The sequence below is a fragment of the Streptomyces sp. NPDC002926 genome, from assembly GCF_053591755.1.
On record NZ_JBSFUK010000006.1, the window covers coordinates 163,739 to 181,526 of the forward strand.

At 71.0% G+C, this 17,788-nt stretch carries 11 protein-coding genes; 2 read left to right on the top strand and 9 right to left on the bottom strand.

Features of this window, described 5'->3' with window-relative positions:
* Positions 1-6: 6 nt before the first annotated feature.
* From ACWDZ6_RS14350 to ACWDZ6_RS14390, 9 genes are all read right to left on the bottom strand, one after another.
* A complete protein-coding gene (locus tag ACWDZ6_RS14350; protein WP_451503068.1) occupies positions 7-1,965 on the bottom strand; it encodes an alginate lyase family protein in 1,959 nt (652 codons plus the stop codon).
* Entirely contained in the window at positions 1,962-4,148 is a 2,187-nt protein-coding gene (locus tag ACWDZ6_RS14355; protein ID WP_451503069.1) for a bi-domain-containing oxidoreductase, read from the bottom strand. The genes ACWDZ6_RS14350 and ACWDZ6_RS14355 overlap by 4 nt, the downstream gene beginning before the upstream one ends.
* A 27-nt stretch (positions 4,149-4,175) precedes the next feature.
* Positions 4,176-6,110, bottom strand: a complete 1,935-nt coding sequence (gene asnB, locus ACWDZ6_RS14360; RefSeq protein WP_451503070.1) for an asparagine synthase (glutamine-hydrolyzing) — start codon at positions 6,108-6,110, stop codon at positions 4,176-4,178.
* Positions 6,111-6,113: 3 nt separating this feature from the next.
* Positions 6,114-7,646, bottom strand: coding sequence for a Wzz/FepE/Etk N-terminal domain-containing protein (locus tag ACWDZ6_RS14365; RefSeq protein ID WP_451503071.1), 1,533 nt, complete (start codon positions 7,644-7,646; stop codon positions 6,114-6,116).
* Complete coding sequence (locus ACWDZ6_RS14370; RefSeq protein ID WP_451503072.1) at positions 7,643-9,040, bottom strand: Wzz/FepE/Etk N-terminal domain-containing protein; 1,398 nt, start codon at positions 9,038-9,040, stop codon at positions 7,643-7,645. The genes ACWDZ6_RS14365 and ACWDZ6_RS14370 overlap by 4 nt, the downstream gene beginning before the upstream one ends.
* The gene (locus ACWDZ6_RS14375; RefSeq protein ID WP_451503073.1) at positions 9,037-10,302 is read right to left on the bottom strand and encodes a glycosyltransferase family 4 protein; all 1,266 of its coding nucleotides are present in this window, start codon (positions 10,300-10,302) and stop codon (positions 9,037-9,039) included. Before ACWDZ6_RS14375 ends, ACWDZ6_RS14370 begins: the two co-directional genes overlap by 4 nt.
* Positions 10,292-11,608, bottom strand: coding sequence for a nucleotide sugar dehydrogenase (locus ACWDZ6_RS14380; protein WP_451503074.1), 1,317 nt, complete (start codon positions 11,606-11,608; stop codon positions 10,292-10,294). The genes ACWDZ6_RS14375 and ACWDZ6_RS14380 overlap by 11 nt, the downstream gene beginning before the upstream one ends.
* A 73-nt stretch (positions 11,609-11,681) precedes the next feature.
* Positions 11,682-13,160 (bottom strand): sugar transferase, encoded by a 1,479-nt coding sequence (locus ACWDZ6_RS14385; protein WP_451503075.1) that lies wholly within the window; start codon positions 13,158-13,160, stop codon positions 11,682-11,684.
* A gap of 823 nt (positions 13,161-13,983) precedes the next feature.
* Positions 13,984-14,958: a helix-turn-helix transcriptional regulator gene (locus tag ACWDZ6_RS14390; protein WP_451503076.1), complete on the bottom strand. Its 975-nt coding sequence runs from the start codon at positions 14,956-14,958 to the stop codon at positions 13,984-13,986.
* A 168-nt stretch (positions 14,959-15,126) separates the two neighbouring features.
* On the opposite strand from ACWDZ6_RS14390, the gene ACWDZ6_RS14395 reads away from it, so the two are divergent.
* Complete coding sequence (locus ACWDZ6_RS14395) at positions 15,127-16,416, top strand: ATP-grasp domain-containing protein (RefSeq protein WP_451503077.1); 1,290 nt, start codon at positions 15,127-15,129, stop codon at positions 16,414-16,416.
* A complete protein-coding gene (locus ACWDZ6_RS14400) occupies positions 16,413-17,657 on the top strand; it encodes an MDR family MFS transporter (protein ID WP_451503078.1) in 1,245 nt (414 codons plus the stop codon). Before ACWDZ6_RS14395 ends, ACWDZ6_RS14400 begins: the two co-directional genes overlap by 4 nt.
* The last annotated feature ends 131 nt before the right edge of the window (positions 17,658-17,788 follow it).

Below are 17,788 nucleotides of genomic sequence, written 5' to 3' on the forward strand. Positions count from 1 at the left end.
TCCTCCCTAGCCGCGGAACCTGAGCACGGTGGTGAACCCCTCCACGCCGTCGGCGAAACCGGTGCCGACCAGCGTGGTGGAGGGTTCCTTGCGTCCGAATCCGGCGGAGTACCAGCCCAGCGGCGGGTCACTCTCGCCGCGATGCGCGCGCCAGCGCAGCTGCCCGGGCAGGTCGAGCACCGCGGAGCGGTCCTCGCCGTCCCGGGTCCAGGTGAGCACGGCCCGGTTCTCCGCCAGATCCGCGGTGATCGCCGGGCCGAGGTGGAACGCGAGGCGCATGTCCCGGCGCGGGCCGCGCACCTCGTCGACCACCCGCAACTCCTTGCTCGTGGCGGTCAGTTCCACCCGGCGGCGGTGCACGGAGCCCTGGTAGCCGTCGTGTTCGGCGCACCAGCGGGCCGTCCCCCCGTCGGATGTGTCCGCGACCAGTACGCGGCTGCGGGCATGGCGGGTCCACAGGAACGGGCCGCCGGATGCGGACTGGTCACCGCCGTCCAGCTGCAGGGTGTTGTGGCCGAGGGTGGACCGGAAGTACTCACGCCACTCGGGCTGTCCGTGGTAGCAGTACGTCCCCGGGTCGGCGAGCACGTCGACTCCGTCGTGCCGGACCTCTATGGACAGCGCGTCCGCGTGGGCATGCGCGGCGATGGACAGGAATCCGTGCGGGCCACCGTCGCAGCGGCACCAGATCTCCTCCGGACCGCGCAGGATGGTCATGCCCGCGTCAGCCAAGTGGGCCGGTCGGCTTGCCGGGCGGGTCACGGCCGGTGCAGTTCCATTCTTCGAGTACGGCCGGATGAGCGCGGCAAGCAGCGGGGTGCGCACATCGGTGCCGGTCACTGCCGGCCACCAGTCGAGCCGGCCGAACACGGCGTCCCCGGTGGCCAGTAACGAGCCCCAGCGGTCGGTGCCCGCGCCGTCCACGATCAGACCGTGCCCGTCGTCCGCGTCTCCCTGGCGCGGCGGCCGCAGCCGGTTGTCCACGATGGCCGCGAGGGCGTCGGTCATCCGCAGCAGCACCAGCCGGAGCGATGCGGGGACCGGCACGTCGGCGGCATCCGCCTCGGCCACCGCGGCCAGGCCGAGCTCCAGCACGAGTCCGTGATACTCGGTGGCCAACTCGCGGTTGAGGCCCGAGTGGAAGGTGTTGCCGCGCAGCTGCCGCTCCAGCGATCGCAGCGCGCCCGCTCGCCAACGCGCCGAGGAGGGGAACCAGCCGAACGCGCAGGCTGCGGCTAACTGCCCGGCGGCCTCGGCGATGACGTGGTTGTTCGCAGAGGACCCCCGGCTGGGGAAGGCGGCCAGCCAGCGCTGGTGGTGCCAGATCTGGTTCAGCGCCACCGGGTTGTCCTCGAACAGCCCGGCCGCGCCCGGCCAGCCGTCGAGCAGCCGGCGGATCCACACCCAGGACAGGAGCCGGATGCCCAGCTCGATGCCGCTGACCCAGTGCACTCCGCGCAGCGGCGCGTTGGCCGCCCACCACAACCGCAGGTGCTCGGCCACCCGCTCGGCGTACCGCTCGTCCCCGGTGATCGCGTAGGCGGCGGCGAGCACGGTGAGGTACTGATGCCGGGACGGCTCCCAGATCTGCTTGATGTCCCCGACCGCGTCCTCGTTCCGGTACGGCACGTCGAAGGCGTACCCCCACGGAGCCCGGCGCCCGGTCTTCGGGTCGTACCACCAGTCGGGGTTGACCATGTCGTCGCGGTCCACCCCGAAGTACTCGGCGTGCCCGGCCATCAGCCGGTCCGCCTCGGCGATGAGGCGTTTCGCTGCGTCCGGCGGCACTGCGGCGATCGTCCCGGCGGGCAGTACCGCGGTGAACCGGGCGCCGTTCACGCTCGGGCAGTCCGGCGGCGCAGACCGCCACCGCCGCCTGCGCACCGCGTCGCCCACGCGGCCGCCGACCTCCCGCGGTCCCATCCGGGACAACCGCCGCAGGTACCAGCCCGCGCTCATGGTCATCGTGCCCTCGCCAGCGTCACCGGCGTGCTGCCGGCCAGGCCTGCCTGTACGGCGAGGGTGGCCGCGGTGGTGGCGACCAGCGACTCCAGCGGCACCGGCATCGGCCCGCCGGTCCGCACGGCCTTGATGAACGCGGCCAGCTCGGCGGACTGGCCCTTGTCCCGGGCCTTGGGCAGCCGCGAACTGACCCACCGCTTGCGGCGGCCGTCGTAAACAGCGGCACGGACGAAGTCGTCGAGCCGCAGCACCTTGCCGTCCGCGACGAGGTCCAGCGTCTCCTTGGGGAAGCTGGGCGCGCCGGTGGTGACGTAACTGATGGTGGCGGTGGACCCGTCCGGGTAGCGCAGCACGACCTGCAGGTCCTCGTTGCCGGCCGTGGCGGTCGCGTACACCGAGACCGGGTCGGCCTCGAGCAGCCAGCTCGCCGTGTCGATGAAGTGTCCGCCCTCGCCGGCGAAGCGCGAGCCCTCGGTGCCCTGTTGGAGGTACCAGCTGCCGTGCTGCAGCCGGCCCGCGTTGACCAGGTAGCGCAGGCTCGCCGGACCGGTCCTGGCGCCGAACCGCTTCCTGGCCTCCTGCAACAGCGGCGCGAACCGGCGGTTGAAGCCGACCTGTAGCCGGTCGTTGCCGGACTCCTCCACCGCCGCGAGCACACCGGCCAGGTCGTCCTCGGTGAGCGCCAGGGGCTTCTCCACGAACACCGCCTTGCCGGCCAGGAGCGCCCTTCGGGTCAGTTCGGCGTGCGAGCTGTGGCGGGTGACCACGAACACCGCGTCGATGGACTTGTCGCCGAGTACGGCGTCGAGATCGGTGGTCGCCTCGGCGAAGCCGAACTTCCGCTTGGCGTTGGCCGCGGACAGCGCCGTCGTGGTGACGACCGTGGACAACTCGACGCCGTCGCGCTGTGCCAGGTGCGGCAGCAGCATCGACGTCGCGTAGTTTCCCGCGCCGACGAACGCCAGCCGCACCGGTGCCTTGGCGGAGCGGGCCGGGGTGGACGCTCTGCCACCGCGTCGCACCGCGGGCACCGCGACCGCCGGGGCCTCCGCTTCCTCCTTCTGTTCGGGGTACCGGAACAGCACGGCCACCGCCTTCAGGTCGCCGTCCTTCAGGCTCTGGTACGTCTCGACGGCGTCGTCGAAGTCGGCGATGTGGGAGACCAGGGGCTCCACGTCGACGCTGCCGCGGGCGAGGAGATCGAGGAAGCACGCCAGGTTGCGGCGCTCGGTCCAGCGCACGTAGCCGATCGGGTAGTCCCGCCCCTCGAGCTCGTACTCCGGGTCATAGCGCCCGGGGCCGTAACTGCGCGAGAACCGGACGTCGAGCTCTTTCTCGTAGTACGCGTTCCACGGCAGGTCCAGGCGGCACTTGCCGATGTCGACGACCCGGCCACGGTCCCGGCACAACCGGGCGGCCAGCTCGACGGGCTGGTTGCTGCCGCCGCCGGCGGCCAGGTACACCTGGTCCACGCCGTGACCGCCGGTGAGTTCGGCGACGGCGGCTTCCACGACCGCGGACGCGGGATCGCCGCAGGCCGCGGCGCCCAGGCCCTCGGCGAGCTCGCAGCGCACCGGGTCGGGGTCGACCCCGACGACGCGGACCCCCGAAGCGGCGAGGAGCTGCACCACCAGTTGCCCGATCAGCCCGAGGCCGATGACCAGCGCCGCGTCGCCGAGTTGCGGCTCGCCTCGGCGCACGCCCTGCATCGCGATCGACCCGACGGTGCCGAAGGCCGCGTGCCGCGGCGCGAGGCCGTCAGGCACCGGGGCGTAGAGGTTCTTCGGCACCCAGTTCAGCTCGGCGTGCAACGCGTGCTCGTTGCCGGCGCAGGCCACGAGGTCGCCGACCTTCACATCGTCGATCCCGGCGCCGACCTGCTCGACCACCCCGCACAGCGAGTAGCCCAGCGGCGTGTAGGAGTCCAGCTTGCCCATCACCTTGCGGTACGTGGCGGGCACCCCGTTGGTGGCCACGCTCTGCATGACCTTGGCCACTTGATCGGGACGGGAGCGGGCCTTGCCCAGCATCGACATGCCGGCCTCGGACACCTTCATGAGCTCGGTCCCGGTGGATATCAGCGAGTAGGCGGTGCGGACCAGCACACCGCCCGGCTTGCACCCCGGCACCGGCACGTCGAGCACCGCCAGCTCGCCGCTCTTGTAGTTCTGCACAACCTGCTTCACAAAGTCCCCTTGTTTCTACGCCGTCTTCTACGCCGCCGAGCGAGCGCTCCGGCCGGACCCGGAGATCGCGTCGCGGTACCAGTACTCGAGGGTCAGCACATGCCACAGATGCTTGGAGAAGTCCCGCTGCCCGGCAGCGTCCTCGGCGACCATGCGCGCCAGCGCGTCGCGGCGCAGGAACCCGGAGTTGACGAGCACGCCGTCGTTCACCACCTCGCGCACCAGCGGTGCCAGATCCCGGCTCATCCAGGCGCGCAGCGGGGCGCTGAACAGGCCCTTGGGCCGGTACACGATCTCCCGGGGCAGGATCGAGGTGGCCGCCTCCTTGAGGACGGCCTTGCCCTGCCGTCCGACGATCTTGCGATCGCCGGGCACGGCGAACGCCGCCTTGACCACCTCGACGTCCACGTACGGCACCCGCACCTCGGTCGACGCGGCCATGCTGGAGCGGTCCGTGTAAGCGAGGTTCAGCCCCGGCAGGAACATCCGGGCGTCGCCCAGGCACATGCGGTTGACGAAGTCGTCCAGCTCGTTGTCCTCGTAGATGTCCGCGTGCTCGGTCAGCACGTCGTCCACCGTCCCGGCCAGGTCCGGATCGACCAGGGCGAGCAACTCGTCCTGGTCGTACATGGTGTAGCTGCGCCGGAACGCGGTCTCCTCCGGCAGCTCGGCGAAGGAGAGGAACCGCTTCGCGAAGCGCACCGACCGGTACCCCCGGCGGGCCGTTGCCACCGGCAGCCGGTCCACGGCCCGGGACACCCCGCGCCGCAGGAGCCGCGGGACGCGCTGATAGCGCAGCGCGATCAGGTTGGCCAGGTGCTTGCGGTAACCGGCGAACAGCTCGTCGGCACCCATCCCCGAGAGCATCACCTTGACCCCGGCCTCCCGGGCGGCCTCGCAGATCAGGAACGTGTTGATCGCGGCGGGGTCGCCGATCGGCTCGTCCAGGTGGTACGTCATCTGCGGCAGCAGGTCGAGCACGTTCGGAGCGATCTCGATCTCGTGCAGGTCGACGCCGAACCGCTCGGCCACCTGCCGGGCGTAGCGAAGGTCGTCGGGCATCGCCTCGAACTTGGCGTCCTCGGCGCGGAACCCGATCGTGTAGGCGGAGATCCCGGGTTGGTCGCGGGCGGCCAGCGCGGTCAGGTAGCTGGAGTCGAGGCCGCCGGAGAGGAAGGTCGCCACGGGTACGTCTGAGAGCAGGTGGCGGCGAGTCGACTCCTCGACGATGGCGGCCAGGTCCGGCTGCTCGCCGCCCCGGGCCCGCTCCCGGCCCTCGGCGGCGACGTCCTTCAGATGCCAGTACCGGCCGCGCTCCACCCGGCCGTCGGGCCGGCACCGCAGCCAGCTCCCCGGCGGCAGCTTCTCCGCCTCGCGGTACGCGCACCGTGAGTCCGGCACCCAGTAGTACAGCAGTGACGCCACCAACGCCGCCTCGTCCACCTGCAGCGATCCGCCGGTGGCGGCGGCGAGCGCCTTGAGCTCGGAGGCGAACACCAGCCCCGCACCGCGCCGGAGCAGGAACAGCGGCTTGATGCCGAGCTGGTCGCGGGCGAGCACCAGCTCACCGGTTCGCTCGTCGAAGATCCCGAACGCGAACATGCCGCGCAGCCGGGGCAGACAGTCGGTGCCCCAGCGCCGCCAGGCCTCAAGCAGCACCTCGGTGTCGGAGGTACCGCGGAAGCGCACCCCGGCCGCTGCCAGTTCGGCACGCAGCTCGGGCGCGTTGTACAGCTCCCCGTTGTACGTCAGGACGAGGCCGTCCGAGACCATCGGCTGGGCGCCGGTCTCGGACAGGTCGACGATGGCCAGCCGACGGTGCCCGAGGTGCACCTCGCCGTCACCGACGGAGTGGCTGTACCGGCCCGCCCCGTCCGGACCGCGGTGGGCGAGGGTATCGGTGAGCCGGTCGGTCACGACCTTCCCGTCCGGCCATCGGTAAGTCCCTGCGATGCCACACATGTCCTACCGCGCCTCCTGGTCGTTGTCCGGGACCTGTGCGGCCCACATCGGCAGCCGCTCCGTCCGCCGCCGGCCCGTCCCGTTCTGCCGGGCGGGCCGCTCGTTCCGGCCGCGCAGCGCGGTGTGCAGCCCGTCCCACAGCGTGCCGTCGGTCCGGTCCCGCGGATCGGGGTCGATCAGCACCACGCCGATCACCGGAATGCTCTGGTCCGCGAGCTGCCGCGCCACGGTGTGCAGCCATGCGGCGCTGCCGTGCCCGGCACGCACGACGAGCACGGTCTGGGTGCCGAGGTGCTGCAGGTCGGTCCACGCCGCGCCGGGTGCCACCGAGCCGACGCCGAGCCGGCGCTCCTGCTGCGATCCGGTCGCGGCGCTCTCGCCGCTGACCACGGTGGGGTCTCCTGGCTTCGGGCGGCGGTTGGCGAGCTGCCGGCGTGGCAGACCATCGACGATGACCACCGGCTCCTCAGCCGTCGCCAGTGCCCGTGCCAGGTCCAGGGCGATCACACTCGTGCTGCGCGCACAGCCCAGTTCCAGCAGCGACACCGGTTCCGCGGAGTCGCGCACGGTGCGGGCCAGGGACGAGGTGAGCCTCGTCCGTGCCGCCCGGGTCCGTCGGCGCTGCCACAGCTTGACCGACCAGCGGGGCACGCGGCGCAGCTCCGCGATGACCGAGGCGCCCAGGTTCGCCGCGATCTCCCGGCGCAGCACGGGGCGGTCCGCCACCACCGAGCCGACCGCGGCCACCGCGAGCCCGAGGAAGAGACCGAGGACGAGCCCGATCACGGCGTTGGTGGCAGCGGTCTTGGGCAGGGAGTGCCGCACCGCGCGCGGGGCGTCCACGATCTGTGTGCCGGCGATCAGCCGGGGCGTGCTGGTGCGTGCCTCTCCGGCGCGCTGATCGAAATCGGCTGTCCGCGAGGTGAGTTCGGCCCGGCGGGCGAAGAGAGACTCGAGGTTCGCCGAGTCTTCCGGGCTGCTCTCCGGGGTTCTGTCCCCTATCTTCTTGTTGACCTGTGCCAGTTCGTCCCGCATCCGGTCACGCTGCTCGAGCAGGGTCTTGGACTCGGCGTTCGCGGCTTCCTGTATCCGCCGCACATGGTCCGCGACGAACGCGTCGGCCAGCGCCTTGGCGCGGGCCACCGCTTCCGCGTCGCTGTCACCTGTCACATCGATCTGCAGCAGGTTGTTGGTCAAGCCGATGCCCCCGTAGTCCTGCATGAAGTCCTCCGGTTTTTCCGGGGACTTGAGGGACTGCAGGGCCTTGCTCGCGATCCGCGTGGTCTGCAGCAGCGCGACGTCGGTGCGGATCAGCGTTCCGGGGTCGTTCGGCTGGTCCGCCTGGTGCGCGACCAGCACCTTGGTCACCGCGGTCGGCGGTGGCGGCATCAGGACCGCCACCGCCGCGCCGACGAGCAGCCCAAGCAGTGCCATGGCGGACCAGAGGCGGCGCCGCCTCCGTACCGCCACCACCAGCGACTGCAGGTCAATCAGTGGAGTGGCGGCCGATGACTCCGAACTCGTACTCGTCGTCACCCTGAGCCTCCCCTTGCGTCGTTGCCCACCGCGAGCGCCAGCGTGGCGGCATCCCGAGGCCGGCCGGCGGACCGTGCCGGCCGGGTCCAGACCGTGCCGGCGAGGACGATGCCGACGACCTCGTGCTTGGCATCCGCACACGCCTCGGCGATGCCGGCGAGTTCCCCTGCGGTCCAGCTGCCCGCGCTGACCACGACCAGGGCACCGGACTCGTCGTCGCTGTCCGGCACCATCGGCTGGGACACCGAGACCTCCACCACCCGCAGCATGGGGTATCCCCTGCTCGAAGAGCTTGGGGAAGGATCGCTCCCGGCCTCGGCGACGAGCTGCCCGGCGGCCCGGCGGGCGATCTCGTCGCCGTCCGGGACGACGACCAGCAGCCGTCGGGGGGCGGGCAGTTGGTCGCGGAGGCGGGCGCACACCCGCCGGTAGCGGATCTGCCTGCCGGCCTCGTCGCCGGAGGTCTGCGGGGTCGGTACGTCCCACCGGATGTCGAGGCCGAGGAGCCGGCGGATCCGGGGCCGCAGAGCACTGTCTTCCGGTCGGTGCGCGGGCCGTTCACCAGGTACGTCGACGGTGCCGAGGAGCGCCGAGTCCAGCGCCGCGGCGATCTCCGGTTCGGTGCGCAGTCGGCGACTCACCCGCGCGGCGGTGAGATGGCCGATGACCGAGACCAGGAAGAACAGCAGCGCCCCGGCGACGATGAGTTGCATCCTCGTCGGCGGTGCCTCGCCGGTCGGCCGGGCGGACGGCCCCATGACGACCATGTTGGCCTTGTTGGTCGCCGGGTCGGCCTGGTCCAGCTTGTCCATGGCCTCCTGCAGCGTGGTGCGCAGCTTCTCGAGCTCGGTGCGGCCCTGCACGCTCTCCACGGTCTGCCCGGGATCGGCCGCCTCGGCCAGGTCGGTGATGCGGCGGCTGGTCTGCACCACCATCTTCCGCAGCGCCTCGGGCCCCGCCGCCGCTTCGGGGTCGGTGTTGTCGCCGGCGATCCGCGCGGCGAATGTGACGTACTGCTGGGCCACTTGGTCGGAGAGCCGCTGCGCACGCTCCGGGGTGTCGGCCGTACCAGAGATCTTGATGATGTTCCCGTCCGAGGCCTTGGCGCTCACCTGGTCCCGCAGCTCGCGGCCGCTGACCCCGCTCCAGTCGAGCGCAGCGGCCGCGCGGTCGACCACCACCGAACTGGTCGCGATCTCCGACTGAGTCAGCAGCTCGCGCTCCTCCCACGCGCCCGGCAGCAGTACCGATGCCGATGTCGTGTAGCGCGGCGGAAACAGCAAAGAGGTGCCGAAACCGACGAGCGCACCCACCACGGCGAGGACGGTGAGAAGCCGCCAGCGCCGACGGATGATCCGGCCGATCGTGACCAGGCGTATCGTGTCATCGCTCAACGGCGCTGCCTCTTCCCTGCCCGGTCCGGGTGGCCCGCCGATACCGGAGCGTGGTCCCGGCAGGCAGCGGCGTAGGCGGCAAGCAGCGATTGCTGGGAGTTCCGCCAGGCGAGCGGCCCGTTGATCCGTTCCTCGCCGATCTTGCCCATGCGGGCCCGCTTCTCCGGGTCGTCCAGGAGCAGCGCGATGAGCTTGGCGAACTCGGCCTCGTCGTTGGCGGGTGCGTAGACGGCGGCGTCGCCGGCGGAGACCCGCGCCTCCCGGAGGTCGAACGAGACGATCGGCCGTCCCATCACCATGTACTCCAGGACCTTGTTCATGGTCGACACGTCGTTGAGCGGATTGTGCGGGTCGGGGGAGAGGCACACGTCCGCGGTGGACAGGTAGCGCGCCAGGTCGGCGTCCGGGATACGCCCGGTGAACTGCACCTGCTCCGAGAGCCCGAGCCGCCGGGACAGCTCGACCATCGCGTCGAAGGTGTCGCCGCCGCCGACGAACACCGCATGCCAGTCGGTCCGCCCGAACTCGTCGCGCAGCTTCGCGAGGGCCCGCAAGGCGTAGTCGACGCCGTCCTGGGGGCCCATGACGCCGAGGTAGCACAGCAGATGAGGCTTGCCGCGCTTCAGCTCCGGCTCGGGCGGTACCGGCTGGAACCGGTTGGTGTCGGGCGCGCTGCGCACCACGAAGACGTCCTGTGGCCGCTGCCCGCCACGGCGCAGCGCGACGTCCCGGTAGCTCTCGTTCGTGGCGAGCACGACGTCCGCGGCCCGGTAGGTCCGCCGTTCCAGCGCGCACACGGCGCGGTAGAGCAGATCCTCGCCGCGGTCGAACCGGGAGAGGTACAGCTCGGGTACCAGGTCGTGCTGGTCGAAGACGAACCGCGCCCCGCGCCGCTTCAGCCACAGCGCCGGCAGGAACAGCAGGTCCGGCGGATTGCAGGCGTGCACCACGTCGACCGGGCCGACCTTGCGGGCCAGCCGGAGCGTGTGCCACAACGCCGATCCGTACTCCCGCAGGTAGCCGGCCGGCCCTCCGGTGGCCGCGCGCAACGGGTAGCGGTGGATGCGCACCCCGTCGATCTCCGCCTCCGGCTCCGTGTCCCGCTTCTCCCCCCGGGGACAGATGACGTGCACCGTCCAGCCCGCGTCGCGCAGTGTCGTGCACTCCTGCCACACCCGCCGGTCGAACGGCACCGACAGGTTCTCCACCAGAATCAGCGCGCGCCGGGCGGGCCCGGCGCCGCTGGTCTTGTCACCAAGCAAGGCCCACGTATCCCGGTTCGGTCCGGCGCGCCTCGGCGTCGGGAAGGTGGACGAGGTCGACGATCACCGTGCCGTCGCCATGGGGCAGCGCCGACAGGACGGCCGGATCCTTGGTCCCGACCAGGCATACCTCGGCATGCTCGAGGACCTCGTCGACGGACTCCGCGAGCAGCTGCGCGAGGTGCGGCAGCCGGGTCTCGATGTACTCGCGGTTCGCGCCGAGCAGCCGGGAGAGGTTCACGTTGGGGTCGTAGATCCGCAGGTCGTACCCCTTGCCGAAGAGCCTCTCCGCCAGCTCGACGAGCGGGCTTTCGCGGAGGTCGTCGGTGCCGGGTTTGAAGGACAGCCCGAACATGCCCACCCGACGCTTGCCGGTGCGCTCGACCAACTCCACCGCGCGCTGCAGATGTTCGGCGTTGGAGGGCAGCACGTGGGCGAGGATGGGCACCGAGACGTCGGCCCGCCGCGCCGCGTGGACCAGGCTGCGCAGGTCCTTGGGCAGGCAGGAGCCACCGAAGGCGAAGCCGGGCCGCAGGTACGCGGGGCTGATGTTCAGCTTGCGGTCGGCCAGGAACACGTCGATCACCTGGTGCGAGTCCACCCCGAGCGCCCGGCACACCGCGCCCAGCTCGTTCGCGAAGCCGATCTTGAGGCCGTGGAACGCGTTGTCCGCGTATTTGATCGCCTCGGCTGTCGGGATGGGCACCCGGAACACCTCGCCGGGCAAGCCGTCGTACAGCGCCGCCACCACGTCGCCGCTTGCCGGGTCGAGCTCGCCGACGACGGTCTTGGGCGGGTCGAAGAAGTCCCGCACGCTCGTGCCCTCGCGCAGGAACTCCGGGTTGACCGCGACCCCGAAGTCCACCCCGGCCGTGCCACCGACGTACTTCTCCAGGATCGGTACGAGCAGGTTCAGGCAGGTGCCCGGGAGCATGGTGCTGCGGAACACGACGGTCTGCCGCCCACCCCGTTCGGCCACCGCGGCACCGATCTCCTCGGTGACCCGCTCCAGATATGTGGTGCACAGGCTGCCGTTGGGCTCCGACGGCGTGCCCACGCAGATCAGCGACACCTCGCTGTCCATGATCGCCTCGCGGACGTCGCCGGTGGCGCGTAACGCTCCGGTCCGCACGACCTCGGCTATGAGCTCGCCGATCCGCTCCTCGACCACCGGGGCTCTGCCGTCGTTGACCAGGTCGACCTTCACCTGGTTCACGTCCACCCCGATGACCTCGTGACCGAGGCTGGCCAGGCACGCGGCCGACACGCAGCCCACGTAGCCGAGCCCGAAAACGCTGACCTTCATGACCCGTTCCTCCCCCCAGGCAGGCCCTCTTGGCCTGCCATCCGCGCGCCGACCGGACGACGCCCCCCGCGCATCAGTAGGCCCCCTGCCCATGGAGCACCGCACGCAGCGTCTTCCACAAGATCACTGTGTCCAGGGCGAGCGACCAGTCCTCCACGTACCGCAGGTCGAGCCGGACCGCCTCGTCCCACGGCAGGTCGCTGCGTCCGCTGATCTGCCACAGCCCGGTGAGCCCGGGCTTGACCAGCAGCCGCCGCCGGATGTCCGGGCCGTACGCGGCGGACTCCTCCGGTAACGGAGGCCGCGGGCCGACGAGCGACATCGATCCGCTGAGTACGTTGAAGAGCTGCGGGAGCTCGTCGATCGAGTACCGGCGCAGCACTGCTCCCACCCGGGTCACCCGCGGATCCCGGCGGAGCTTGAACAGCAGGCCGGCGCCCTCGTTGCGGTCGGCCAGCCCGGCACGTGCCCCGTCAGCCCCGGCGACCATGGTGCGGAACTTGAGAATGGTGAACTCGCGGCAGTCCTTGCCGACTCTGCGCTGGCGGTAGAACGCCCCGCCCCGACTGTCCACCAGCACGAGCAGCCCGACGAGCACCATCAGCGGCGCGAACAGCATCAGCAGGATCGCAGCGCCCATCCGATCGACGACCTCTTTGATCGCCCGGTGACCCCCGGTGAAGGTCGGCATACTGACCCGCAGCAGCGGGATCCCGAGCACCGCGTCGACGTGCAGCCGCGGACCGGCCACCTCCATCAGCACGGGGGCCACGACCATCTCGGCATCACTGCCTTCGAGGTTCCAGGCCAGCCGCTGCAGCCGCTCCGGTGACCAGTGCGGGTCCGGTGTGACCGCGACGACACGGTAGCCGTCGCGGCGGACGTGGCCCGCGACGTCCGACAGTCGGCCGACGACCGGCACTCCGTCCAGTTGGTCACCGTCGAGCCCGAGACCGTCCGTCGTGCACACCGCGTCCACCCGCCAGCCGAGGTGCGGGAACTTGCGGGTCCGGGTGATCAGGTCGCGCACGGTGGCCAGGCTCCCGGCAGCGAGCACCGGTCTCAGGCACTGTCCTTCGTTCCGCTGTTTGTGCAGCCCGAGGCGGAGCAGATACCGCGCGGTCATGGTGACGAGCGCGATCGCGGGGATCGCGACGAATATCCAGAGCTTGATGTTGCGCGAGGTCAGGGCGATCCCGCCGAGCGCCAGTACGACGGTAGCCGTGAACAGTGAGCGTCCGAGCCGGCGGAATTCCTCGGCGCCCTGGCCGAGCACGGCCGGAGCCCACGACCGGCTCACCGCAAGCGCTCCCAGCACCAGCAGCTCGGTGCCGAATGCGAGAATTCCCCACTTCTCGTGCCAGTTGGCCGCGTCTCGGGCCCCGAAGAAGTTGCCGATCGCCGCCACCACCAAGGCGGTGGCCACGGTATCGCTGGTGATCACGGTACGGCGGTACCGCTGCTCCCAGTCGTTCACAGGCCGGCTGATTGCCCCATTCGCCAGACGCCCGCGCGTCGACGGAAAAGGGCCGACTAATCCCCCCTGCCGCACAGAACCCCCCCGGTCCCCAGTGGTACGACGTGTTCGCCCGACACTGTTCCTCCCCCCGGGAGGCCCCCGCCCCCCGCACGCTTCCACCCCTCGGGAGGCCCCTCGCCCCCCGCGCCGCGCTGTTCCTCCCTGCGGGAGGCCCCGCCCCCCGCGCATGACATCCCGGCTACTTCAGCGCTACTTCAACAACCCGCCCTGGCGGCAGCGGACTTGCATGTCCTGTCAGGCTCTCGAGGTGCGCCCGGGAACCCGTCGAAACCTCGGGTGCTCCCCGCACCCGAAGCCCCCCTCTCGGGCTCCAAGAATTGATCACCCCACGTCTGGCACGGGGGACGCGACTGCTGGCTTTCCGTAGTGCCGGACTTATGGATCGCTATTGGTCGCCTCGTGCCCGAGCAGTTGAAGCACGGTCAATCTAGACCAACGGGGCGGATCTGTAGAGGGGATGTGTGTAATTTGTGCTCAAGCTTTGAGGCCGGCCCCACCGACCGGTGCCTTGACGCCATCGCGCTCCAGAGGCGCACGACTTGAGCGTGTCGGTGTTCGGCGGCATGTTCAAGGGCGCAAAACCGCCTCAAGGTCCGGGTGCGGGCCGCGCTGGCGGCCCAGGCGCCGATGCCCGCCCGCGGCACGGCGCTACGGGATCGGCATGTTTCCTGGTGTCCGCCGAAGGGCGGCGTGCTCGGCGGGGTCCTTCGCAAGCGCAAGGCGGGCACCGCTGCACGCGGAGCCTCCAAGACTCTCGGCCGGCGCGCTCGCCGAGCCCCACAACGTCATTGCGGCATAAGGGAGTTGATGCGAAAGCATCGGCGAGAAGGACAGGTCAGTGAGCCGGATCGGGTGACCGGGCGGCCGCCTGCCCGAGGCGGTCGGCCAGCCGGCGGGCGGCATGCCGCAGTTCGACAGGGCCGATGATGCGGAACGGCGCCTCGATCGCCGTGAGTCGTCGGACGTACCAGTCGGGGTCGTCGGTGGATCCGAGGAGGCGGGTACGGTCCGGGGCGAGGGGCTCCAGTCGGCCGAGGCTGCGCGGGATCCACTCGGCGGCGGCCGCCGCGGGCGCCTCGATGACGACCTCTGCCTGGTGCTTCCAGTCTTCGGAGAGGTGCTCTTCGAGGGTGCTTACGGGGTCGAGGTCGAGCGGCGGGGTGAAGGTGTCCGCCTGGACGTCGACGGTGAGCACCCGGTCGATACGCAGGAGGCGCCGGGCGTCGACCGTGTGCGACCAGCACAGCAGGAACCAGCGGCCGTGGTGGACGACGACCGCCCACGGGTCGACCTCCATGGCGCGGTCGCGGCCGGGGCCCGGACGGTAGGCGAGGCGCAGCCGTTGCCGTGCGGCACTGGCCTGGACGAGGAGTGCCGTCGTCTCCGGGTCCGGGGTCGAGGCGTCGCGGTCGCGGGGCAGGGCGCGGATCTGCCGAACGGCGTCGGCGGGGCCGGCGACCGGCGCCGGCAGCACTCGGACGATCTTCGCGAGTGCGCTGCCCGCCGGGTCGTCCGGGTCGCCGGCCGCATGGTGCCCTTCCAGTACGGCCATGACGAGGCCGAGCGCCTCGGAGTCGGTGAACATCAGCGGCGGCAACCGGTGCCCGCGTCCGACGCGGTAGCCGCCGTACGGGCCGCGGGTCGCGTCGATCGGCACGTCGGCCTCGCGCAGGATGCCGACGTACCGGCGGACCGCCCGTTCGGAGACCGCCAGCCTGCGGGCCAGCCGCTCCGCGGTGATCCCCGGGCTGTTCTGGATCAGTTCAAGGGTGAGGAGCGCGCGGGCGGTGGGGCTCGCGTCGTCGTGCACGGCCGGCCTCCCCTTATTTCCGGAAGTAAATCGTCCTGAATGCAGGCTAGCGTCGGATCCGTGAGCCGCCGACCGCATCGATTCGGATGTGGACAGACATGAGGCCGCTGAGCCTCCGTGCGGCGCACCGCGCGGCGGTGGCGAACTGATCCGCCTGGAGGGGTCACGTTGACCGACCATGTCGTACCCACTGGCCAATGGTCCTCGGCGGTCGCCACAGGACGGCCTCGCGTCCTGGTGATCGGAGGCAAGGTCGAGCATGTGCGCAAGGCCTGGGAGCTCGGCCTGGACGTGGTTCACGCCCAGTTCCCCGACGAGTACGACCGCGGCCACTGGCCCTATGTCGATCAGGCGTTGCTGCTCGACTACGGCGACATCGACCAACTCCTGCCGCTGGTCCGGGTGTTGCACGAGGCGTACCCGTTCCAGGCGGCCGTATCGCTGTTCGAGCTTGGGCTGCTGCCGACGGCGCGGGTCAACGAGGCGCTCGGTCTCGGCGGCGAGTCCGTCGTCACCGTGGAACTGCTGCTGGACAAGTGGCGGATGCGCCGGCACCTGGCCGCGAAGGGCATCAGCCCGGTGGCCTCCGCGGTCGGCCGCTGCGCGCAGGACGTTCGGGAGTTCGTATCGGCGCACGGGCTCCCGATCATCGTCAAGCCGGTCCGCGAATCGGGCAGCCTGGGGGTGTTCTGCGTCCGCGACCGAGCCGACGTGGACATCGTCGCCGAACGGTTCCGATCCCTTGACGACGGGCCTTGGGCCGCCAGGGACCTGTCCTGTGCCGGTTCCTTCGACGAGTTCCTCATGGAGGAGTTCCTGGACGGCCCGGAGATCAGCGTGGAGACCCTGACCTTCGACGGCCGGCATGTGGTCGTCGCGGTGACCGACAAGGAGTGCGTCGGTTCCGGTTTCGTAGAGATCGGACATTCGCAGCCCAGCGGCTGCTCGGCCGAGACGCTGCGCGAGGTCACGCGGTTGGTGACGGACTTCCTCGACGCGGTTGGGCTGCGCAACGGTCCAGGGCACACCGAGGTCAAACTGACCTCGCGCGGCCCGCGGATCATCGAGTCGCACAACCGCATCGGCGGTGACCGGATCAACGAACTGGCCGGGATCGCCTACGGCGTCGACATGGAGCGCTACGCGCTGGGCGCCAGGTTCGGCATGGTGGAGCCGCTGACCATGTCGCCCGAGCCTCGGGGCGGAGCGGCCGTCCGGTTCCTCACGCCGGAGCCCGGACGGGTCCTGGAGGTGACCGGCGTCGACGCCGTGCGCGCGGACCCGGCGTTCGTCGACCTCCAGTTGGAGGTACGGCCGGGCGACGAGGTACCACCGCTGACCTGGAACGAGGACAAGGTCGGTCACGTCATCGCCCGCGGCGCCACCGCCACCGAAGCGATCGCCCACGGCAGGCGGCTGGCCGCGGCGATACACGTGCGCACCGAGCCCGTCGCGTGAGCACCGCGCCGCCGGACCAGTCGAAGCTCGACCAGCCGCGATTCCGCGACGCGCTGCGCGGCCTGCCCGGCCGGGTGTGGATCATCAGTCTCGGCATCCTGGTCAACCAGGTCGGCAACTTCCTGCCCGTGTTCATCGTGCTCTACCTGACCGAGCGCGGCTACTCCGCCGGTGCCGCGGGGTTGGTGCTGGGCGTGTCCGGGGTGGGCAAGGTGCTCGGCAACGCCGTCGGCGGTCACCTCGCCGACAAGATCGGCCGGCGATGGACCATCGTGCTGTCCGCGGTGACCACCGCCGGGCTGACGGCGGTCGTGCCGTCCCTCGGGCCGCTCCCGCTCATCGTCGCGGTGGTCGGTCTCATCGGCGTGACGTCGCAGATCTACCGGCCGGCCGCCGCCGCCGTGCTGCTCGACGCCGTGGATACCAACCAGCAACGGCTGGCCGCCTTCGGGGTGTTCCGGTTCGCGATGAACCTCGGCGCCGCCCTGGGCGGCGTCATCGGCGGTGTGCTGGCCAGCACCTCCTACACGGAGCTCTTCCTGGGCAATGCCGCCGCGTGCCTGCTGTTCGGCGTGGTCGTGGCGATGCTGCTGCGGGATGCGCCCCAGCCGCGGTCCGGCCAGGACGACACGGACACAAAGGCGGACCGGGCGGTGGGATACCGGCAGGCGCTCGCCGACCGCACCCTCGTGCGATTCCTGCTCATGACCGTGGTCGCCGAGTTCGTCTACATCCAGTCCACCGTCGGCCTGCCCCTGCACGTCAGCGACGTGGGTCTGAGCGAACGCGACTTCGGTCTCCTCATCGGGTTCAACGGTCTGCTGGTGTTGGCCCTTGAGCTGCCCATCACCGGCGCGGTCTCCCGGTACCGGCCGGAGTACGTACTGGCCATCGGCAACCTGATCACCGGTGTCGGTCTCGCGCTGACCGGGTTCACGGCCAGCATGGTCCTGCTGGCGGCGACGGTGCTGATATGGACGCTCGGCGAGATGATGACCAGCTCAGTCGCCATGGCCTACCTGGGAAGTCTGACTCCGCCGCACATGGTCGGGCGCTACCAGGGGTTGTACGGCGCCGCGTACACGACCGGTACGGGCGCCGGACCGCTCATCGGCGGCGCCGTGTATGCGATCGGCCCATGGGCGCTGTGGGCCCTGATCGGCGCGGCCGGGCTGCTGGCCGCCCGGCTCTGTCTGCCGCGCCGCCGCGCGGCGTCCACAGTGGGCGAAACGGATTCCTGACCTGGGGTGGAGGCTCAAGCAGGCGGGCGGCAATCCGGCGGCAACCGGCGCGCCGAGTGGGACGTCGACTGCCGCTTCGGATCCCCGAATCCCAGAACACTGCTGAGAAGCGGCGGACGGCCCGGCCGGCG

Excerpts from the sequence above, each read along its gene's own strand:
- ACWDZ6_RS14380 (WP_451503074.1), bottom strand. The coding sequence starts at position 11,608 with ATGAAGGTCAGCGTTTTCGGGCTCGGCTACGTGGGCTGCGTGTCGGCC.
- ACWDZ6_RS14350 (WP_451503068.1), bottom strand. The coding sequence starts at position 1,965 with ATGACCATGAGCGCGGGCTGGTACCTGCGGCGGTTGTCCCGGATGGGA.
- asnB (WP_451503070.1), bottom strand. The coding sequence starts at position 6,110 with ATGTGTGGCATCGCAGGGACTTACCGATGGCCGGACGGGAAGGTCGTG.